Origin of the sequence: Fluviicola sp., from assembly GCF_029266855.1 — a bacterium.
Classification (GTDB): Bacteria; Bacteroidota; Bacteroidia; order Flavobacteriales_D; family Crocinitomicaceae; genus Fluviicola.
The window spans coordinates 485,116-507,352 of record NZ_JAQSWB010000001.1 but is presented as its reverse complement, the minus strand read 5'-3'; the positions used below and the strand labels follow the sequence as shown (position 1 = coordinate 507,352).

General features: G+C 40.8%; 19 protein-coding genes and 1 pseudogene. All 20 read left to right on the top strand.

All coding sequences use genetic code 11. The features are described from left to right. The first annotated feature begins 179 nt into the window (after positions 1 to 179). Positions 180 to 1,349 carry a class I SAM-dependent rRNA methyltransferase gene (locus tag K0S23_RS02445; RefSeq protein ID WP_300353745.1) on the top strand — a complete coding sequence of 390 codons (1,170 nt, stop codon included), beginning with the start codon at positions 180 to 182 and terminating at the stop codon, positions 1,347 to 1,349. Beyond that, positions 1,349 to 2,686, top strand: a complete 1,338-nt coding sequence (locus K0S23_RS02440; RefSeq protein ID WP_300353743.1) for an MATE family efflux transporter — start codon at positions 1,349 to 1,351, stop codon at positions 2,684 to 2,686. The genes K0S23_RS02445 and K0S23_RS02440 overlap by 1 nt, the downstream gene beginning before the upstream one ends. Next, positions 2,679 to 3,635: a methionyl-tRNA formyltransferase gene (gene fmt, locus K0S23_RS02435; protein WP_300353740.1), complete on the top strand. Its 957-nt coding sequence runs from the start codon at positions 2,679 to 2,681 to the stop codon at positions 3,633 to 3,635. The genes K0S23_RS02440 and fmt overlap by 8 nt, the downstream gene beginning before the upstream one ends. A gap of 176 nt (positions 3,636 to 3,811) precedes the next feature. After that, positions 3,812 to 4,087, top strand: a pseudogene (locus K0S23_RS02430) (HU family DNA-binding protein); the annotation flags it as partial. A gap of 187 nt (positions 4,088 to 4,274) precedes the next feature. Then, the gene (locus K0S23_RS02425) at positions 4,275 to 5,189 is read left to right on the top strand and encodes an AraC family transcriptional regulator (protein ID WP_300353737.1); all 915 of its coding nucleotides are present in this window, start codon (positions 4,275 to 4,277) and stop codon (positions 5,187 to 5,189) included. 105 nt (positions 5,190 to 5,294) lie between these two features. Further along, a complete protein-coding gene (locus K0S23_RS02420) occupies positions 5,295 to 7,751 on the top strand; it encodes an outer membrane beta-barrel family protein (protein WP_300353734.1) in 2,457 nt (818 codons plus the stop codon). A gap of 102 nt (positions 7,752 to 7,853) precedes the next feature. Then, a complete protein-coding gene (locus tag K0S23_RS02415; RefSeq protein ID WP_300353732.1) occupies positions 7,854 to 9,248 on the top strand; it encodes a serine hydrolase in 1,395 nt (464 codons plus the stop codon). Positions 9,249 to 9,533: 285 nt separating this feature from the next. Next, the gene (locus K0S23_RS02410; protein ID WP_300353730.1) at positions 9,534 to 10,211 is read left to right on the top strand and encodes an RNA methyltransferase; all 678 of its coding nucleotides are present in this window, start codon (positions 9,534 to 9,536) and stop codon (positions 10,209 to 10,211) included. Between the two features lie 148 nt (positions 10,212 to 10,359). After that, on the top strand, positions 10,360 to 10,605 hold the full coding sequence (locus K0S23_RS02405) for a 30S ribosomal protein THX (protein ID WP_300353728.1): 246 nt from the start codon (positions 10,360 to 10,362) through the stop codon (positions 10,603 to 10,605). Between the two features lie 181 nt (positions 10,606 to 10,786). Then, a complete protein-coding gene (gene serC, locus K0S23_RS02400; RefSeq protein ID WP_300353726.1) occupies positions 10,787 to 11,857 on the top strand; it encodes a 3-phosphoserine/phosphohydroxythreonine transaminase in 1,071 nt (356 codons plus the stop codon). Next, positions 11,858 to 12,823, top strand: a complete 966-nt coding sequence (locus K0S23_RS02395; protein WP_300353723.1) for a D-2-hydroxyacid dehydrogenase — start codon at positions 11,858 to 11,860, stop codon at positions 12,821 to 12,823. A gap of 14 nt (positions 12,824 to 12,837) precedes the next feature. Further along, on the top strand, positions 12,838 to 14,073 hold the full coding sequence (locus K0S23_RS02390; RefSeq protein WP_300353720.1) for a DUF1015 domain-containing protein: 1,236 nt from the start codon (positions 12,838 to 12,840) through the stop codon (positions 14,071 to 14,073). Between the two features lies 1 nt (position 14,074). Next, a complete protein-coding gene (locus K0S23_RS02385) occupies positions 14,075 to 14,737 on the top strand; it encodes a YggS family pyridoxal phosphate-dependent enzyme (protein WP_300353717.1) in 663 nt (220 codons plus the stop codon). Continuing rightward, positions 14,734 to 15,330 carry a DUF1684 domain-containing protein gene (locus K0S23_RS02380; RefSeq protein WP_300353714.1) on the top strand — a complete coding sequence of 199 codons (597 nt, stop codon included), beginning with the start codon at positions 14,734 to 14,736 and terminating at the stop codon, positions 15,328 to 15,330. Before K0S23_RS02385 ends, K0S23_RS02380 begins: the two co-directional genes overlap by 4 nt. Before the next feature lie 318 nt (positions 15,331 to 15,648). Next, a complete protein-coding gene (locus K0S23_RS02375) occupies positions 15,649 to 17,658 on the top strand; it encodes a dihydrofolate reductase (RefSeq protein WP_300353711.1) in 2,010 nt (669 codons plus the stop codon). Positions 17,659 to 17,744: 86 nt separating this feature from the next. Next, positions 17,745 to 18,266 (top strand): GNAT family N-acetyltransferase, encoded by a 522-nt coding sequence (locus K0S23_RS02370; RefSeq protein WP_300353709.1) that lies wholly within the window; start codon positions 17,745 to 17,747, stop codon positions 18,264 to 18,266. A gap of 157 nt (positions 18,267 to 18,423) precedes the next feature. Beyond that, positions 18,424 to 19,215: a WG repeat-containing protein gene (locus K0S23_RS02365; RefSeq protein WP_300353706.1), complete on the top strand. Its 792-nt coding sequence runs from the start codon at positions 18,424 to 18,426 to the stop codon at positions 19,213 to 19,215. Between the two features lie 27 nt (positions 19,216 to 19,242). Then, complete coding sequence (locus K0S23_RS02360; RefSeq protein ID WP_300353703.1) at positions 19,243 to 19,818, top strand: ACP phosphodiesterase; 576 nt, start codon at positions 19,243 to 19,245, stop codon at positions 19,816 to 19,818. Positions 19,819 to 19,855: 37 nt separating this feature from the next. Beyond that, positions 19,856 to 21,280 (top strand): transporter substrate-binding domain-containing protein, encoded by a 1,425-nt coding sequence (locus K0S23_RS02355; protein ID WP_300353701.1) that lies wholly within the window; start codon positions 19,856 to 19,858, stop codon positions 21,278 to 21,280. 26 nt (positions 21,281 to 21,306) lie between these two features. Then, positions 21,307 to 22,206, top strand: coding sequence for a tRNA (adenosine(37)-N6)-dimethylallyltransferase MiaA (gene miaA / locus K0S23_RS02350; protein WP_300353699.1), 900 nt, complete (start codon positions 21,307 to 21,309; stop codon positions 22,204 to 22,206). Positions 22,207 to 22,237 lie beyond the last annotated feature (31 nt).

Genomic DNA, 22,237 nt, shown 5'->3' with positions numbered 1-22,237 from the left:
AGACATGTCTCGTGTTCTCGCATTAATAAAAATATAAGAAAAAAAAAGTTAACCACCCGTCTAGGGTTATAAACCCTAGACCAGTTTTACGGAATCATTTTCTACAATCATTTAACTTCACTTCTATCCTTTCAATTCTCACTTTTCAATTTAAACTATCTTTGCACAAAAAATCAGATATGTATCCCAGTGTTCAATTACTCCCGCACAAAACGCAATCTATGGAAAGAAGACATCCGTGGATTTTTTCCGGCGCCTTAAAAGAAATGCCACTTACGATTGAAGACGGAGAAGTTGTATCTGTTCTGGATTCACGAAATAATGAAATTGCAAAAGGACATTTTCAACATGGCTCCATCGCTGTACGAATTCTGACATTTAACGGGGATCAGATTGACCAGGAGTTTTTCAACAAGCGTATTTCCAATGCTGTTGACCTGCGTAAAAAACTACATCTTTTCCGAGAAGACAATTCGATCTGCAGATTGGTTCATGGTGAAGGCGACGAAATGCCGGGTCTTGTAATTGATTATTATGGAGGTGTTGCGGTTATCCAATGTCACAGTTTGGGAATGTACCTGCAAATTGATCTGATCAAGAATGCATTGGTTCATGCTTTGGGAAGCGATTTAAAAGCCGTTTACAACAAATCCAAGGAAACACTTCCGGGAAGAATTCCGGTCGAGGATGGTTACTTATTCGGAACATGTGAAACTCCGCATATTGCATTGGAGAACGGTGTGAAATATCAGTTGGACTGGATCACCGGGCAAAAAACCGGATTCTTTATAGATCAGCGCGAGAACAGAGCCTTATTGGCAAAATATGCTGAAGGAGCAAAAATATTGAATACCTTTTGTTATTCAGGCGGTTTTAGTCTTGCTGCATTGAAAGATGGCGCGAAAGAAGTCCATTCCTTAGACAGCTCAAAGAAAGCGATTGAATTAACGGACGCGAACATTGAACTGAACGGATTTAAAAATCACCAATCTATTGTTGCCGATGCTATGAATTTCATTCGTGAAACAGGAGAAGAATACGATATTATCATTTTAGATCCACCGGCATTTGCAAAGCACCGCGATAAAAGACACCAGGCAGTTCAGGGATACAAACGCCTGAATTCAATGGCTATTCAGCATATTCGTCCGGGAGGTTTATTAATGACCTACAGTTGCTCCCAGGTGGTTGACAAACAATTATTTACAAATACGATTATCGCCGCAGCGATTGAATCCGGGAGAACAGTAAAAATCCTGGAGCAATTGCACCAGCCGGCAGATCACCCTATTAATGCTTTCCACCCGGAAGGTGAATATTTAAAAGGATTGCTTTTACAGATTATTTAATGCTTGACATTCGATACAGGAGCATTCTTACAGTTGCTCTGCCAATGATGCTTAGTGGATTCATTCAATCCGTAATTGCCATTACTGATGCCGCATTTTTAAGCAGGTACAGTAAACTGGCTTATGATGCTTCCGGAAGTGCAGGACTTTGGTATATTACCATGTACATGGTTTTTATCGGGCTGGGCGACGGAGCACAGATTGCAATGGCGCAAAAGGTGGGCGAAAAGAATCAGAAAGGATTTGCTGCTGTTTTCCAGTCCAATTTCATCATTTTATTCTCCGCAGCAATACTGCTCACCATTTTAGTCCAGCTTTGCATGCCTGCACTCATGGGATATCTGGTTACAAACTATGAATTAGCACAGGCAGAACAATCTTTTCTTGAAATCAGGAGTTATTCCTTTTGGGCAGCTACTATAACAATCAGCATCCAGGCGTCCTATTTAGCTGTCGGAAAAACAACACTTGTTCTCATAGCTTCACTGATCGCAGCGATTTCAAACATCATCCTCGACTATTTTTTAGTCTTTGGGGTAGGTCCGTTCCCGCAACTAGGACTTGAAGGAGCCGCCATTGCCTCAACAAGCGCAGAATTCCTGGCAATGCTTTTCCTTCTTTCTACCCTGGTTGGCGGAAAATTAAAAACGCAATACCCCATTTGGAAAGAAAGTTTGATCAGTAAGTTTCAAATAAAGGAAAATTTAAAAATCGGTTTTCCGCTTCTTCTGCAGGGAATTGTTGCTCTTTCGATCTGGACCATCTTTTTCATCTGGATTGAACAAATGGGTGGAGACAACCTGACAATTTCCTTGAATATCCGATACATTTACTTCTTGGCCTTCGTTCCTATCTGGGGATTCGCAGCAGCTACAAAAACATATATCGCCCAATATTTCGGTGCAAAACAGTTTCATCAGCTTCCAGTCATTCAGCGAAGGATGCAACTTTTAACCATAAGTTTTTTAGTTCTTACCTTTCACGGAGCCGTACTTTATCCCGAAGCCCTGATCCGGCTTGTTTCAGATCATCCGGAACATGTGGAGAAAAGCGCACAAGTCCTTAGAGTTGTCAGCGGATCTATCCTGATCTATGGAACGGGCAGTGTGTTTTTTCAAACCATCAGCGGGATCGGGAAAACACGGATCACCTTTTTAGTGGAATGTCTATCTACCACTTTCTATATTATTTCAGCTTATCTTTTCATTAAAGTATGGAACTGGCCTATTCAGTGGGTTTGGCTCGTTGAATATGTTTATTTTATTACAATGGGATTAGGATCCTTTATTTATTTGAAATGGATTAATCAAACAAAGGAAAAAATCGAATATGAATAATTTACGCATTGTTTTCATGGGGACTCCCCATTTTTCGGTTGGAATTCTCCAGGCAATTAAAAATGCCGGAATGAATTTGGCAGGAATTGTGACCGTAGCAGATAAACCCGCCGGCAGAGGACAGCTCATGCACGAAAGTCCCGTAAAGCAATTTGCCATTGAGAACCATATTCCGGTCCTGCAGCCTTTAAAACTAAAAGATCCTGAATTTCTAAGCCAATTGGAATCGCTCCAGGCGGATGTATTTGTTGTTGTAGCATTTCGCATGCTTCCCGCAGAGGTCTGGAAAATGCCAAAATACGGAACCTTCAATCTTCATGCCTCCCTTCTACCCGATTACCGTGGTGCAGCCCCCATCAACTGGGCCATCATTAACGGAGATCAAAAAACAGGTGTCAGCACTTTCTTTATTGACGAAGCCATTGACACTGGGAATGTGATCGGAAGAACAGAAATGAATATTTCAGAAAACGAAAGTGCCGGAGAACTGCACGATCGCATGATCGATGTTGGCGGCAGGCTGGTTGTAGAAACACTTCAGCGCATTGCCAATAACGATGTAAACCCTATTCCACAGGCAGAACTGGGATCAGGATCCATGAGACCGGCCCCCAAGCTATTCAAAGAAAACACACAAATTAACTGGAATGCAAAACCGGAAGACATTCACAACCTGGTTCGCGGACTGAATCCATATCCTGCAGCCTGGACAAGCTGGAGGAATTCGAAAGGAGAAATGAAGAATGTGAAAGTTTTTAAAACCCTTATCAGCGATCAATCTGGTTCCGGCACTCTCCAATTAAGCTCTTCCAAGACACAATTATTTGTCGATACACAAGAAAAACGACTCGAAATTGTAGAATTCCAGGTCGAAGGAAAGAAAAAAATGACCGCAAAAGAGTGGTTGGTAGGGAATAATTCATCGGATTGGACGATAAATTTCAACTAATTTTTATCGAGCTAAGGTGTAAATCCGTCTGAAAACCCCTAAAAACGGGGGTGCTTATCAACAAATGCGTTTATTTATCAACAAAATCAACGCTTTTTAGTGTTTGGCCTTGGTAGAGAAGCATATTCATATATTTTTGTTGTGTTAATTATTAGAAATCATTCAAAAAAAACCAAACTATGAACAAAGCAGAATTAATTGATGCGATTGCTTCTGAAGCAGGATTGTCTAAAGCTGATGCAAAAAAAGCATTGGATGCATTTGTAGGTGCTACAGCTGGAGCATTGAAAAAAGGAGACCGTATTTCTTTAGTAGGATTCGGTTCTTTCTCAGTTTCTAAGCGTGAAGCTAGAACTGGTCGTAACCCACAAACTGGAAAAGAAATCAAAATCGCAGCTAAGAACGTAGTACGTTTCAAAGCTGGTGCTGAGTTATCTGGAGCAGTTAACTAAGAACGATATTCTTTAGAGAAAAATCCTCTCGTCGTTTTGGCGGGGGGATTTTTTTTGTTTACCTATCCTCCAATTTCAATTTAACACCTTTAATCCGCTCATTACTACACTTCAGGAGATAGCAAGCCACTTTTTATTCCAGCTATTCCAAATTTGAATATATTGGCAGTTGCAATAAGCTATTACAATGACAACTCACAGTAAGTCTACTCCGCACTTTTACGATCACGAGCAAGCGATGATGCGATTTGATTGTGACAAAAACATTTTCAATCTTTCCTCTCTGAAGGAATTCGAACGTTCACTCGTTTCGTATGAATTTGCAATCAAATTTGTCTGTGAAGGAGTTGAGCGTTATACCGTCAACAATAAATCATACACCATTACTCCCGGAAGTTATCTTCTGATGAATGGTGAAAAACAGGGACATGTTTCAATTGACAGTGCTAAAACAGTAAAAGGAATCTGTTTGAGTGTTTCCAATGAAGTGATTGCGGATATTATTGCTACTATCCAGGCTCCTGACACCCCTTTTTCGGATTTAAAGCTTTCCGACTTTTTCTATACAGAACACTTTTTAGAAAACCAGTACCAGGCCCAGCACACACATTTAGGAAGAAACTTACAGGAAATAAGCACACAGATACAACAGAATGTATTTACAAGCGATCAAATTAACCAGGAATTATTTTACAAGCTGGCAGAATCCCTCGTAGCGGATCAGGTAGAAGTATTCAAACAACTTCAATCCATTCCAACTGTTAAAGCAGAAACCAAGAGAGATTTATGCAGGCGTGTTCTGAAAGGAAAAGAATTTATCGATTCAAATTTCACAGACGCATTGACAATCGAACAAATCGCCCGAATTGCCGGAATGTCGGAATACCATTTCTTCCGTTTGTTTAAGCAGATAATCGGCATGACCCCTTATCAGTATATCCTGTCGAACAGGCTCAAAACATCAGCTCAAATGCTGAAAGCAGATTATTCGGTTTCTGATATTGCAATCGCAATGGGCTTTTCGGACATTTATTCGTTTAGCAAAACATTCAAAAAACACTTCGGGCTCTCACCCACTTTGTATGCATCTGCCAGGATTTAACTGCCGAACAACACGGGAATAGATACGTTTACATAAAATTACCCTTTTTTACAAGCAACTTTCCCCGAAATAGGACATCTTTGCAGCAGTTCTATTTCAAACCCTATGATCAATAAAAGCTTCACCTGCAACATTCTATTTCTTTCATTTTTACTTATCCAATCTTTCCAGTTTACTTCCGCTCAATATTCCACAGTAAGCGGAAAAATTACCGGGGTAAATCCGCTCAGTCCACCTGTTATCAGATTATGCCATGCATCTGATTCAAGCCTTGTAAAAGCTGCTATTCCTGATTCATTAGGAAACTTTGAATTTGAAGGGGTGAAAAAAGGCGTTTTCCGGGTTTTTATCGACCAAATGGACTATCAGAAATTCGTCGGAGAAATAATTGACCTTACATCGGATTCCAGCAAAATTCAACTGCCCGAAATCTTCCTGACTCCTGCATCAACAGAATTGGGAGATGTCGTGATCACTGTTAAAAAGCCATTTATTGAACGCAAAATTGACCGGGTAATCGTAAATCCGGATGCCCTGACAGGAAATACAGGTACCACCGCGTTGGAATTATTGGAGAAAGCTCCGGGCATAACCGTAGACTTCAACGGAATCATTTCATTAAAAGGAAAATCGGGTGTTCAGGTATTTATTGATAACCGGCCCACATACATGTCACAGGAAGATCTTGCCGGATATTTGCGGTCCTTGCCCTCCAACTCCATTGCATCCATAGAAATCATGACCAATCCACCGGCTAAATACGATGCTTCGGGGAATGCAGGAATCGTCAACATCATCCTGAAAAAACTCAAGGAAAAAGGCTTTAACGGCGGGATCACGCTCAGTTACGGGCAAGGAAGGTACATGCGCTCCAATAATAGTTTCATTTTCAACTACCGCGTCAATAAAGTCAACCTATTTACAACTCTTGGATGGAGCCAGAATAATTCTTACCAGGATTTAACCATCAACCGGTATTATTACACTTCTGAAAATCAATTCAGTTCGGCCTTTTTACAAAACTCATACATTAAACGGGAAAACGGTGGAAGGACCGGGAAGATCGGGATGGATTGGTATGTGAGTAAAAAATCAACCATCGGAGTAGTATTTTCGGGATTTTACAATCCATCGGTATCGGAAACTACCAATTCAGCAAACATTCTGGCTGCAGACAATTCCATTTCCGCATTGGTTTCTGCTTATAGCAAATCCAATAACCTTTGGTATAACGGCAGTGCAAATCTCAATTACACCTTAAAAATAGACAGCCTCGGAAAAGAACTGTCTATCAATGCAGACTACATTCGTTATACATCGGAACACGAACAAACACTTGACAATACTACACGTTCTTCCGGCGGTACGCTAATGAATTCGCTGAACCTTGAATCTTCATTACCGGCAGACATTGACATTAAAACAGCTAAAATCGATTATATAAATCCATTGAAAAATAATAACAGGGTGGAATTCGGTGTAAAAACAGCCTTTGTAAGTACGGATAATACTGCTGATTTTTACGATGTGGTGAATGGTGCAACCACTCCGAATTACACATTTTCAAACCGATTTATTTACGAAGAGAATAACAATGCGGCATATGCGAATTACGCCCATGAATGGAAAAAATTTGCACTGCAATTGGGGTTACGATTCGAAAGTATACGCATGCACGGAAATCAATTGGGAAATCCACTAGTGAGTGACTCAAGTTTTACACGCATGTACAACAGTTTGTTCCCCACAGCCTATTTTTCATACACTCCTGACAGTTTGAAAAATAATCAAATCGGATTATCATTCGGAAGAAGGATCGATTATCCGAACTACCAGGATATGAATCCATTCACCTACCCGATGGATGCCTATACCTATTATGGCGGAAACCCTTTCTTAAAACCAACATTCTCTTATAATTTCGAATTGACTTATTCTTACAAAAACGCAATTTCCGTCACGGTCGATTACAGCATTGTACACAACCTCATTAACGAGACCAATGAACAGGTGAACAATATTTATTACAGTAGACCCGGGAATTACGGTCAGCAAACCGCTTATGGGATTAGTGTCAGCGGCGAACTCAATTTAACGAAATGGTGGAATGTTCAATATTATTCCGAATTAAAAAATATCGGTTATAGCACATCCATTTACAATCAGCCCTTAGTTGAGAATCGCTGGTATTGGTATGTTGGTCCAGCCTTTAAATTTACCATAACACCAAAATTATCCGCAGAACTTGCAGGATCGTACCACACACGGATTTTATCCGGTCAGTTCCTGATCATCCCTGTCGGACAGGTAAGAGTTGGCCTTGCTTACAAGATCCTGAAAGAAAAAGGCTCCATCAAATTCAATCTTTCGGATGTATTCTATACCGCGCAGCCTGGAGGAGATATCCGGAACATTGCGAATTCCAAAGCGAATTGGGTAAGTAAAATGGACAGCAGAGTGGCTACATTTAGTTTTTCTTACCGCTTCAGCAAAGGAAAAGCATTGAATGAACGTCGATCTGGGGCATCTGATGAAGAAAAACAACGGGTGAATGCACATTAAATGAATTGAAAAAGTATTTTCATTAGAAAAAATAGCAGGTTTAAACAAATCGATCCGCCCGGACAAGTGTAGTTTTAGTTCATAAATTCTAAAATCATGTTTATGAAAATATACTACATAGGTTTAACGGTTTTCCTGCTTTTCACCGCAAATTCTGTAAAAGCACAGATATCATCAACTTTGGATACCGAACTTCAGCATACACTCGACAGTATGCGGACAGTTCTCGGGGCAAAATCTTTAAGTGCATCCATCCAGGTTTCCGACGGTTCCGTTTGGGCACATGCAAACGGTATTTCTACCACCACTGTGGATGTAACGACAGATGACGCCTACTTATTCGGAAGTGTTGCCAAAACAATGACCTCCGCATGCATTCTGCAATTGGCAGATGACGGCGTTTTGCAATTGGATGACAGTTTGCACGAATGGCTTCCGACTATGCCTTATATTGATTCAAACATTACTATCCGGCAATTATTAAACCATACAAGTGGTATCTATGATGTATTGAGTCATCCAAACCACCAGGATTCCCTGCTGGCAGACATGTCCCGAATCTGGACTGCAGAAGAACTGATCGACCGGTTTATTTCTCCACCGCTATTTCAGCCCGGAGCTTCCTGGTCCTACTGTAACACCAATTATTTCCTATTAGGCATGATCATTCACGCTGCAAGCGGGAACCAATTCTATACGGAAATGCGCAACCGCTTCTTCGATCCGCTGGGATTAAACTCTGTTGCCATTCCGGCATTCGAACCACTCAACTCCCCTGTAGCCCACTTATGGTTAGACATTACGGGAGATGGTATAATGGACGATGCACATAGTTTCTACATGAGTTACATGTCGCTCAATTCAACTGCAGGAGCTGCCGGCGGTTATTTTTCAACACCAACGGACTGCACAAAATGGATGAGAACCTATATGCGCGGAGATTTACTTTCTCCGGCAATCATGGCAGAAGCAAAAACAACTGTTCAGGTTGGAGGTAACATTGAACGCTACGGCCTGGGATTAATGCGCAAAACCAATGGTTTTCTCGGATACGAAGCTTACGGACATGGCGGTGACCTGGCTTATCACGCATCTTCCTGGTATTTCCCTGCCCTGGATCAAAGCATCACGGTTTTCACCAACGACAACAGTAAAAACTCCTGGACCTTAATTCCGGTTGTGCGTGAATTGTTGCGAACTACCATCAACAACCAAACAGCTTCGTTGAAAGAAAATCAGATCAACAGCATCCAGGTATCGCCCATTCCATTCAACGATCAGCTTACGGTTTCATGGGACGATTCTTCTTCCGATGAGATCACAGTAAGACTGGAAGACGCTTTCGGCAGGACAATTGCAACTCAAAAAGAACATACGCTCAACAATAAGCGCCTTGAATCCCGTTTTGAAAATCTTGGCACACTTCCCGGAGGAATCTATTTTGTGCAGATCATTGGAAACAGCGGCTGGACAAAGACCGTGAAAGTCATAAAATAACTGATTATGAAAAATATTCCAACGGTGATTTACAGCTTGTTTTACAATTGCGCAAAAAGAAGAGAGACTTTGAGCCCTTTGGCTTTGTGGCGGTCGGGTCCGACAGAATGAATTGAAAAATGACCAGTAAGAAGCAATCGGAATAATTTGATTTACGAAGAAACACCCCGGATTTCGAAAGGACCGGGGTGTTTTTTAAATCCAAATGTTTTTCTGGTAGCTATTATATCCTAATTGCGAATTAGTTATTGGGGGTTTTGATTCAGAATTCACTAATTTTGCCCCATGAAAAACGAACTGCTTCAAGCATTTTATGAATTGATCCCTGAAGTAAAAGGTCAGATGTTTGATGAAATAGCCTCAAAAAGAACGCGTTATTTAACAGTCTTGCTCGAAGAGATTTTCCAGGAACACAATGCAAGTGCCGTTTTAAGAAGCTGTGATTGTTTCGGCATCCAGGAATTACATGTCGTAGAAAGCAAAAATCAATACAAAGTTCAGCGAGATATTGCACGTGGTGCAGGAAGATGGGTCGACCTGTTCAATTACAACGAAGGTCCTGCCCCGCTTTTGGATGCCGTAAGCAAACTTAAATCCAAAGGATATAAAATTGCAGCCTTAACACCTGACGCAGAGCTTTCCATTTTCGACTTGCCCCTGGACCAGCCCATTGCTCTTTCTTTCGGAACCGAATGGGAAGGTATTTCCGATGAGATCCGTGAAATAGCAGATTACAAAGTAGCAATTCCAATGGTTGGATTTACAGAAAGTTTTAATGTATCCGTTTCAGTAGCGTTAAGCCTTCAGGCATTAAGACAGCGGCTGATCGAATCCGATGTGGACTGGAAACTGAATGATGCAGATCAAACCGAGGTGAAACTGAAATGGTGTCAGCGCTATATGCGTAACGGAGATGTTGTCAGAAGAGAATTGGAAAAGCGGCTGCAAAGTTCAAAGAGTTGAACTATTCAATAGTTCAAAGAGTTCTGTCAGGAAAATCCGTTTGAACCTTTTGAACTTTTTTAAACCTTTTGAACTTTTTTTACTTAGTAAGTCAAAGAGAACGTTATATTTGTATGACTTTTCGAACTAAAAAAAAAAGAAAACTATTATGGGAAAAGGTGATATCAAGACGGCAAAGGGAAAACGTACAAACGGATCCTATGGTAATACCCGTAAAAGAAAAACCACAACAGTTACACCGGTTACTGCTAAAAAGAAAGAATCTGCTCCGGCTGATGAGAAAAAAGTAGCAGCGAAAAAACCGGTTGCTAAAACTGCGGCTAAACCAGCAGCTGAGAAAAAACCTGCTGCTAAAAAACCAGCTGCAAAACCAGCGAAAAAAACTGAAGAATAATCGAATGAATAATCCTTCAACATATTAAGAGCTCTGCCATTTGGCGGGGCTTTTTTTGTGAAAATATTTTAATCAAAACACTTCTCTGTTAGTTCAAAAATCTCGAAATTTGTGTACTTCCAAAGAAAGAAAAAAATAAGCTGAAATTCGCTTCGGTGAATCAGGATTCAAAAAAGAACAAATGAAAAAACACAACTTTGGCGCAGGACCATGTATTCTTCCGCAAGACGTATTTAAAAAAGCTTCAGATGCCGTACTGGATTTTAACGGATTATCCATTCTTGAAGTATCCCACAGAAGTAAAGATTATGAAGCTGTGATGCACGATGCCCGTGAACTGGTTAAAAAAGCATTGAACATTTCGGATGATTATGAAGTGCTTTATTTACAAGGTGGAGCTACACTTGGATTCACCATTGCGGCTTTAAACATGATGCGTTCAACAAAGAAAGCCGGGTATATCAATACAGGAACCTGGGCTTCAGGAGCTATCAAAGAAGCGAAGAAAGTGGGTGTCGACGTAAATGTATTTGCTTCTTCGGAAGATAAAAACTTCAGCTACATCCCTAAAAATCTTCAAATTCCGACTGACGCAGATTATATTCACTTCACTTCGAATAATACCATTTTCGGTACCCAGTTCAAGGAATTTCCTAAAACTGATTTGCCATTGGTATGTGATATGTCATCGGATATTTTCTCCAAAGAAATCAATGTTTCCGATTTTGACCTGATTTATGCAGGTGCACAAAAAAACTTAGGTCCGGCAGGAGCTACTTTATACATCGTGAAGAAAGAGGTTCTTGGGAAATCAACTTCCCCTTTTATGCCAAGTTACCTGGACTTAAAAATACACGCTGAAAAAGATTCCATGTTCAATACCCCACCGGTATTTTCTGTTTACGTTGCAATGCTGAACCTACAGGATTTGATCGCGCAAGGTGGTGTTTCCAAAATGGCTCTGAAAAATCAGGCAAAAGCAAAACTGATTTATTCCGAAATTGATGCGAATCCATTGTTCAAAGGCACTGTAGCTGTTGAAGACCGTTCTGAAATGAATGTCAACTTTTTACTTACAAATGATGGGTTGAAAGACGAATTCGATGCAGCATGGAAAGCAGCAGGAATTATTGGTTTGAACGGACACAGAAGTGTTGGAGGATACAGAGCTTCTATGTACAATGCGCTTGAACTGGAAAGTGTCCAGGTATTGGTTGATGTAATGAACGATTTCTCTAAAAAACACGGATAAATGAAAATATTAGCAAATGACGGTATTTCCAACGAAGGAAAAGTTGCTCTTGAAAAAGCAGGTTATACGGTTATTACCGATAAAGTAGAACAGGATAACCTGATCAGCTATGTGAATACAAACAATATTGAGATCATCCTTGTAAGAAGTGCTACAACCATCAGACAACATGTGATCGATTCTTGTCCGGGTTTGAAATTACTTGGCCGAGGCGGTGTAGGAATGGACAATATTGATGTAACATATGCCCGGGAAAAAGGCTTAATCGTTATCAATACCCCGGCTTCATCCTCTCAGTCCGTTGCTGAATTGGTAATGGGACATTTATTTGCCGGAGCCCGTTCACTTCATGATTCTTTCAAGCAAATGGAAACAGGTGATTTTTCCTCATTGAAAAAGAAGTACGGAAAAGGAATCGAATTACGCGGAAAAACCATCGCCATCATCGGTTTCGGACGAATAGGTCAATCTGTTGCAAGTTATGCTTTAGGTTGCGGAATGAAAGTCCTTGCTGTGAACAATCACGAAGTAAACACCGAAATTCCTTTAGAAATCCAGGGCATCGGGGAAATTAGAGTACCCCTTCAATCTACCAATGATTTGAACAGTGCGATAAAAGAAGCTGATTTCATTTCTCTTCATATCCCGAAACAAGGAGACGGGTCGGCTGTCATTAAAAAAGCAGAATTCGACCTAATGAAAAGAGGTGTAATCCTGGTAAATGCTGCACGTGGTGGTGTTGTAGACGAAGCTGCATTACTTGACGCTATCTCAGAAGGCAAGGTAGCATATGCCGGTTTGGATGTGTTTGAGAATGAACCGAACCCGAGAGCTGATTTGCTGAATAACGAAAAAATCGGAACCACTCCACATATCGGTGCTGCCACAAATGAAGCCCAGGATCGAATCGGGTTGGAATTAGCCGATTTAATTGTTAAACAGTTTGGAGTACAAGTTCCTGCTTAGTCATTCGGAAATAAATGTCTGTAATTCACCCCTTTAAGGCAATTCGTCCAACCAGAGATAAGGCTCAATTGGTATCAACGAGACCTTTAGCAGCTTATCGCAAGCATATTTTACGAGCAAAGCTGGACGAAAACCCTTATACTTTTCTGCATATTATTCACCCGGAAGGCGACAAGGAACATCAGTCCAAAGCCAATTCCGTGGAGCGTTTCGAAGCAGTTAAATCCCGGTATGATTCGTTCATCGAGCAAGGAATTCTCATTCAGGACCCGGAAGAATCATTTTACATTTACAGACAAACCAAAGGGACACATCAGTTTACCGGTGTCATCGCCGGAGTAAGTATTGAAGAATACAAAAATGACTTGATCAAAAAGCACGAGGCAACCATTACTTCGCGCGAGTCCATGTTTACCAATTACCTGAATATTACCGGTTTCAATGCAGAACCGGTTCTTTTGGCTCACAAACATTTACCGGAACTGGATAAGTATTTCGATAAAGTGACCAAAACAAGACCGGAGTACGAATTTTCGACAACCGACAAAATCAAGCACGAATTATGGGTTATCGATGCGCGAAAAGATACGAAACTGATCGCTATATACGCAAATCTGAACCAATTGTACATTGCTGACGGACATCACCGTTCGGCCTCTTCTGCACGATTAAAAGATACCATCGTCAAGAACAAGCAGCCACAGTTTCCTAACCAGGATTACTTCCTGGCCTACCTAATTGATGAGCAAAAACTGGAGATTTTGGAGTTTCAACGCCTCGTAAAACATTTGAACGGTTTGACTCCTGAAGATTTTCTGAAAGCGTGTAAAGCACATTTTGAAATTGAAGAACTGAAAAAAGCCCGCAGACCGCTTCAAAGACACGAAATTGTCTGCTTACTCGGAAAAGAAGCCTACTCTTTCAAAGCAAAAGAAGCCATTACCTCTGTGAAAGATGTGGTGAAGCAACTTGACGCTCAAATTCTTACCGATTACATCCTTAACCCGATCCTAGGGATTGAAGACCTGAAAACCAGTAAGGATATAGATTTTATCCCTGGAACGAAAGAATTGAAAAAAGTGGTAGACCTGGTGCGTAAAGACGATTTCAAAGTTGGATTCCTTTTATACCCGGCTTCCATCAATGAAGTAAAAGAAGTTGCCGACCAGGGAGGAATTATGCCTCCCAAATCTACCTGGGTAGAACCCAAAATGCGCAGCGGATTAACTATTTACAGTATCAACGAATAGTATGACCTTAGCAGATCGAATCTATTTATTAAAAGAAGAATTGCCCGAAGACGTTGTGTTGGTGGCAGTTTCGAAGACAAAACCCGCAACTCTTGTGCAAGAAGCATATGATGCAGGTCAGCGTGTTTTCGGAGAAAATAAAGTCCAGGAAATGGTCGATAAGTGGGAAATCCTTCCGAAAGACATTGAATGGCATTTAATCGGGCATTTGCAGAGCAACAAGGTAAAATATATTGCTCCTTTTGTTTCATTGATCCATTCCGTGGACAGTTTTAAATTACTCCAGGAAATCAACAAACAGGGAGAAAAGAATAAACGCGTGATTCCATGCCTCCTTCAGTTTCATATAGCTCAGGAAGAAACCAAATTCGGACTTTCATTCGAAGAAGCGGAAGAAATCTTGCAAAGCAGGGAATTTGTTGAGATGGATCACATTTCCATTGTTGGATTAATGGGCATGGCGAGTTTTGTAGACAACCAGGAACAGATCCGCGACGAGTTCCGGAACCTGCATAATTATTTTGCCATTCTGAAAAGCAATTATTTTAAATACAATCCTGATTTCAAGGTGCTTTCCATGGGAATGAGCGGCGATTATAAGTTAGCCATCGAAGAAGGCAGCAACATGGTTCGGATTGGAAGTTCACTATTCGGAAACAGATGAAATCACTACTAATTATTCTGATAAGCTTATTTTGTGCAGGAAGTTCATTTGCGCAAAACAATTACACAGACAGCTTAAGCAAAGAGCGTACTAAACACGAAAGTGAGTTCCTGTCTAAGGTATTGAATGAAGAGGAACGGAAAATTCACCCGGAAATTTGCTTTTTCCCCATAAACACATCTTTTATCATTGAAGCTGATTTTGTGAAAGAAGTCGGACCGGCTTTTGTGATGCCAATGTCGACTGAGCGTACGGTTTATTACCGGAAAATGGGCTATCTATCATTCAAGGTCAACGATACTTTGTGTAAATTGAATGTTTATCAAAATCTGGATCTGGCCGGAAAGAAAGAATACAAAAACTACTATTTCGTACCATTCAAAGACGCTACCACGGGCATTTCCACCTACGGTGCAGGGAAATACCTGGATTGCTACCTCAGTAAAAAGGCAAAAAAGGTAAAACTGGATTTCAATACTTCCTATCACCCCTACTGTGCTTATTCAGACCGCTATTCCTGTCCGATCGTTCCGAAAGAGAATACCATTCCAGTTGCGATTACCGCCGGTGAATGTTATGTTCCGCATGATTAAAATCTTTTGGAATGTGCCAGCGATACCTGCAAGGTAAGGCAGGTATGTTTGTTAGCAAGTTAACTAACATGTTAACCAGAGTTGAGAATTACCAATCAATTTGATTGGGTGCTTTGTTAGTGATTTAGTTAACTTGCTAACAACACTCAAAAAGTTAACAATTAATTGGCCAGATGTATTTGTCAGTAATTTAGCTAAATCACCTTATCCTTCCGCTATCCTCCTCCTCTCCCGTTCAAAGTTAATTACAACTGTCCAACCAAATATTCTGATATCATTCCAAATTATTTGGCTATCTTCAAACAGATAATCAATGATATGAAACTACAGAATATGATCGCATTCTCTTCCCTTTTAGCTCTATCGGCTGCATGTGGAAGTAATGAAGAAACAAACGAAAGTTCACAGTCTACGGAAACAACTGTGGAACGATTTGCAGATGTTCAAATCCTTCGTTTCGATGTTCCAAGTTGGGACAAACTCACTATAAAGCAAAAAGAACTGGTTTACTATCTTTCCCAAGCAGGTTTGGCTGGAAGGGATATCAATTACGATCAGAACAACCGCTTTAACCTGGAAATTCGCAGAACCCTGGAAGCAATCCACGAAAAATACGATGGAGACAAAACAGTTGCCGAATGGAAGAAATTCGATGAGTGGAGCAAGCAGGTATTCTTTTCCAATGGAATCCATCATCATTATAGCATGGAGAAGATCCAGCCGAAATTCAGTCCGGCATACCTTCAGAAACTGATGGTTGCGGTGGAACACAACCTGAGTCCGGAAGCACTGGCAGCGATCTTCAATAAAAAACTGGAAAAGAAGCGAAAGGTAAAAGATCCGAATGTAGATATGATCGTAGCTTCCGCAAATAATTTTTATGGAAAAGGTGTTACACAGAAAATGGTGGAGGATTTCTATTCCAAAAAACAGGATTTGAGTGATACAACTCCGGTTGAATTGGGATTAAATTCAACTTTGGTACTCAAAAACGGGAAACTGGTTGAAGAAGTGTGGAAGAGCAAAGGAAAATATGGCCTGGCAATCGATCAGATTATTTTCTGGCTTAGAAAAGCCGTAAAAGTTGCTGAAAACGATCAGCAAAAACAAGCACTGAAAGTCCTGATTGAATACTACAAAACCGGAGACCTGAGAAAATGGGATGAATACAATGTACTTTGGGCTACAGCAACAAAAGGCGATATTGATTACATCAACGGTTTCATAGAAACTTATGGAGATGCATTGGGCAAACGTGCCAATTACGAATCCATTGTTCAGATCAACGACTTTGAAGCCTCAAAACGAATGGCCAAGGTTGCTAAAAATGCACAGTGGTTCGAAGATAATTCTCCGCTTTTACCCGAGCACAAGAAAAAGAAAGTTGTTGGTGTTTCCTACAAGGTAGTTGAAGTTGCAAGTGAATCAGGTGATGCTGCTCCTTCTACTCCAATCGGTGTGAATCTTCCGAATAACAACTGGATTCGCGAGGTTCACGGTTCGAAATCCGTTTCCCTGGGAAATATCATTGAGGCTTACAACAAAGCCGGCGGACCAGCATTGGTTGAAGAATTCGCGAATGATAAGGAAGAAATCGACCGGGCAAATAAATACGGAGCTCTTGCAGGAAAAATGCACACTGCTTTGCACGAAGTGATCGGCCATGCGAGTGGCAAGATCAATCCGGGAGTTGGCCAGCCGTCAGAAACACTTCTGAATTATGCATCGACATTGGAAGAAGCACGTGCCGACCTGGTTGGATTGTATTTCATTATGGATCAGAAAATGGTGGATCTGGGCTTGATTGAATCACTGGAAGTAGGAAAAGCAGAATACGACGGCTACATCCGAAACGGTTTACTTACCCAGTTACAACGTTTGGAAAAAGGTCAAAACCTGGAAGAAGAGCACATGCAGAACCGTCAACTGGTGAGTGCATGGGTTTTCGAGAAAGGTCAGAAAGACCAGGTAATCGAGAAAATCACCCGCAATGGAAAAACCTATTACGATATCAAAGACTACAAGAAGCTACGCGTTCTGTTCGGTGACTTACTAAGAGAGATCCAACGGATTAAATCCGAAGGTGATTACAACGCAGGAAAGAACCTGGTTGAAACATACGGGGTGAAAGTTGATCCAAAGATCCATGCAGAGATCTTACGTCGTGTAAAACCATTGAACATCGCGCCTTATAACGGATTTGTTTACCCGATCCTTGTTCCGATCATGGACTCCAAAGGAAAGATCAAGGACATTAAAATGGAAAATAAGCAAAGCTTTATTGAACAAATGCTGTATTATGGGAAGAATCACAGTTTTCTGTATTAAGTTACACAAAACTATTCCTCACAGACTTCGACGTGAGCTCAGTAGAAGTCTGTGAGGATTGTAGCATATAAATCACTTTTGAGTCAATGAACTTCAGTATTCAACCCACTTTAGAAAACGAACAGCTTATCCTCTACCCGCTCCGGGAAGAAGATTTTGAAGACATGTATGCGATTGCAGCCGACCCAAAGATTTGGGAACAGCATCCGAATAAAGATCGCTGGAAGAAAGAAGTGTTCCGGAACTTTTTTGACGGAGCAATGCAAAGCAAAGGTGCTTTCAAAATCGTAGACAAAATGACCGGGGAAATCATCGGCAGCACACGGTACTACGATTACAGCGAAACTGAGAATCGTATTCTCATAGGTTACACATTCTATGCTGTTTCCTGCTGGGGAAAAGGAATCAATCCGATGGTAAAAAAACTGATGCTGGATTACATTTTTCAATTCGTATCAAAAGTTCATTTCCATATCGGGGCCGGAAACCTGCGTTCTCAAATAGCTATCGGCCATTTGGGAGCAGAAAAGATCGGAGAAGAAGAAATTGCTTATTTCGGTGAAGCTTCCAAATTGAACTTCATTTATGAAATAACGAAGGACAGTTAAATGGTAAAGACCAAATACTTTCTTAACTTTAAATCAATGAACTACCTCAGACACATATACTTTTCCAACAACAATCCTTGCTTATCCGCGACGAACTTATTGGTGATTTTTGTGAAAGACAATGAAGTATTAAGCAAAAACTAAAACCAGAGTAAAAATGAAAAACTTAATTACTGCCGTATTCGTATTAGCGAGCTTTTTAACGGTAAATGCACAGAACCTGAGACCCTTCCAGGAAAACGGAAAGTATGGATTCATGGATAGAGATAAAACAGTAGTTATTCAACCGATCTATGACCATGCGAGCGACTTCCGTGAAGGTTATGCACGAGTTGAAAAGAACACAAAAGTAGGTTATATCGATGCAACAGGCAAAGTCATTATTGATTTCAAGTATGACGGTGGATATGGTGTTTCCAACGGATTGGCAGCAGTCGAATTGAATGGGAAATGGGGTTTTATTAATTTGAAAGGTGAATCCGTTACATCCTTTAAATATGAGCAGACTGACTCGTTTGTTGAAGGTCTTGTAAAAGTAAAAGCTAACGGTAAATGGGGATTTATGGACGTCAGAGGTAAGGAAGTCATTGCTTTACAATATGATGATACATACAGTTTTAATGAAGGTTTGGCAACCGTTCAATTAAATGGCAAATGGGGCTGTATTGATAAAACTGGTACATTGGTCATTCCAATAAAATATTCTCAAAGTATTTTATTCGGTGAAAAAGAAAATAGTACAAGAGCAGAAATAAACGGCAAATTTGGAGTCATTGACAAAACGGGGAAAGAAACTATTCCAATCAAGTATGAGGATGTACAAGGATATGGAGATGGTAATAAGTTTGTACAACTTAAAGGTAAATGGGGTGTTGTGAGTTCTTCAGGAGAAATTGTTGTTCCGATCACTTATAAAACTTTAAGAGAAGTATATGACCTTGATTATTGATTTACTTGATAAATAGTCCTTATAAACATGAACTACCTCGGACATATTTACTTTTCCAACAACGATCCGCGTCTGGCAGTGGCTAACCTATTCGGTGATTTTGTAAAAGGCAAAAAGTATTTGGAGTATCCGCAGTACATCCAGGAAGGAGTTTTACTTCATCGCAAGATCGATCACTTTATTGATCATCATTTCGAAGTTATTCACCTGATCCATACCATCCGTGGCGAGTTGCCAAAAGTAGCTCCAATTGCCGTAGATATCTATTTCGACCACCTGCTGGCGCGAAACTGGGAGCAATATCATCCAAGCAAACTTGCAGACTTTTTAGCTGGCTTTTATTCTAAAATTAATTTAAGTAAAGAGCCATACCCTTCAGATTTTAAGCACTTTATAAATTTATTGGTTGAACGAAACTGGATCAGTCATTATCATACCGAGGAAGGACTTTACAGAATGTGCCAGGGAGTCAGCAGTAAGCTCTCTTTCGAAAACGCTCTAACGAAAGGACACACCGTGTTTCAGCGCTTTGAGAACGAAATTACTAGTTGCTTTCATGAATATATGCGCGATGCAAATGAATATTTAATGAAGCGTGTTTAGGCTTTTTTGTCGTAATTTGTTTGTAAGTTTGACTATTATGCCGAAAATCAAAACGGGAATTCTTTACTTATTAGCTCTAACAGGATGCTTCGTATTTGCTTCCTGCTCCTCGGAAAAAATAGACTCGAGAAAGAAGCCCCTAGATGCTCATGACTTCGACCTTCCCGGGATTTACAAGCGCGGAAGTTTGGTGGTCCTGGCAGAAAACAGCTCCACATCTTTCTTTATTTACAAAGGAAAAAAGATGGGATTCGAATACGAGATCCTGAAAGAATTTGCTGAAGAACTTGGAGTAAGCCTGGAAGTTAAAATTGTAAACAACCTGGACGAGATCAATGACATACTAAATCGCGGTGAAGGCGATATTGCAGCGTGTAATTATACTGTTACCCGTGAAAGAAGATCCGAGATCAACTTCTCAACCCCTTTTCTGCAAACCAATCAGGTACTCGTTCAACGAAAATCCACTCCCGAAACTTTAGACGAAAAAGTGACCTTCATCACAGATCCCATTCAACTGGGAAATAAGAAAGTGGTGGTTTGGGAACACTCAAGTTATTATACCCGCTTACTTCACTTACAGGATGAGATCGGCGATACGATTATGATCCGTCCAACACAGGCACAGGAAGGTGTGGAAGAATTAATCGAACAGGTTGCCAACGGTGTGATCGATTATACAGTTGCTGAAAAGAATGTGGCCGAGATCAATGAGCGCTTCTACGATAACATAGATGTAAGCCTACCTATTTCTTTCAAACAAAACATTGCCTTCGGATTGAATAAAAAATCTCCGATCCTTCAGAAACGACTAAACAGCTGGCTCGCCAAATTCATGAAGCGCGAAGCATTCTCCTATATCAAACGGAAATACTTTGAACAGATCAACAGCTCAGTCAGCGGAGAAAGTAGTTTCAAATCAAGACGCGGAAGTATTTCACCATTTGATGCCATTTTGAAAGTTGAGGGTGAAAAACACAATATTGACTGGCGACTGGTAGCAGCGCTAATCTACCACGAAAGTAAATTCAATCCGAATGCGCGGGCATTTGGGGGAGCCTATGGCCTGATGCAATTCATGCCCGGAACAGGTCCGAAATTCGGTGTCTACCCTACTTCGCCTCCTGAAGTACAAATACAGGGCGGATACAAGTATCTCAGTCGCATCACCAAAATGTGGATGGGAATTAAAGACGAAGAAGAACGCAATAAATTTATCCTGGCAAGCTACAATGCCGGAGCAGGACATATTCTCGATGCACAACGATTGGCAGAGAAAAAAGGACTGAATCCGCATATCTGGGACGACAATGTAGAAACCATGGTCATGAACCTGGGGAAACATGCGTATTATACAGACGACGTAGTAAAAAGCGGTGCTTTCAGAGGAAATATCTGTATTCGTTATGTTCGCGGAATTACGTCCAGGTATGAAACATACAAGACCTTAGCGAAACGTTGATTCACTGACAAATCGTAACTTTGCTTATGCAACAACTGATTGTTATTGAAGGACCGACTGCGAGTGGAAAAACGTCACTTGCAGTTGCCTTGGCAAAAGCATTGAACACGGTGATACTTTCAGCTGACTCAAGACAATTTTACAAAGAGCTTTCTATCGGAACGGCAAAACCTTCTTTGGAAGAAATGGAAGGAGTTCCGCATTACTTCATTAATTCACATCCTGTTTCAAGCCCGGTAAGTGCTGCTCAGTTTGAATCGGAAGCGATGAAGCTGATCTGCGGAGAACTTGCGCATCATCCTCAGCTGGTTCTGGTCGGTGGTTCGGGAATGTTCATCGATGCCCTGTGTATTGGCCTCGACCCTATTCCAACTGATCCTGAAATCCAGAACACATTGAGGCAAGAGTTGGAAGAAAAAGGAATAAATCCTTTATTACAGGAACTGGAAGAAAAAGATCCGGAATTCTATCAGCAGGTGGACAAACAAAACCCGATGCGGGTTTTAAGAGCCCTGGAAGTGATCCGGCTGACTGATGTTCCGTTTAGTAAGTGGCGAAAGAATGAATTACCCGAAAGACCTTTCGAAGTGATCCGTTTTGTGATCAATCACCCGAGAGAAATTTTGTACGAGCGAATCAACCGGCGTGTGGATCTAATGATGGAAGCAGGCTTAATCGATGAAGTGAAGCATGTTTCGGAATACCGGAATCTCACAGCATTGCAGACTGTAGGATATAAAGAAGTCTTTGAATACCTGGATGGGGATACGGATTTGGAAACCTGCATTTCGAAAATAAAACAACATACGCGGAATTATGCCAAAAGACAGTTAACTTGGTTCAAAAGACACGCAAATACCATTTGGCTGGATGCAAAATCAACAAATGAGCTTTGTGAAGAGATTTTGCAAGTCGTTCGGATATAGCACTTTGTAAACTTGGAATGATATTTGAAAA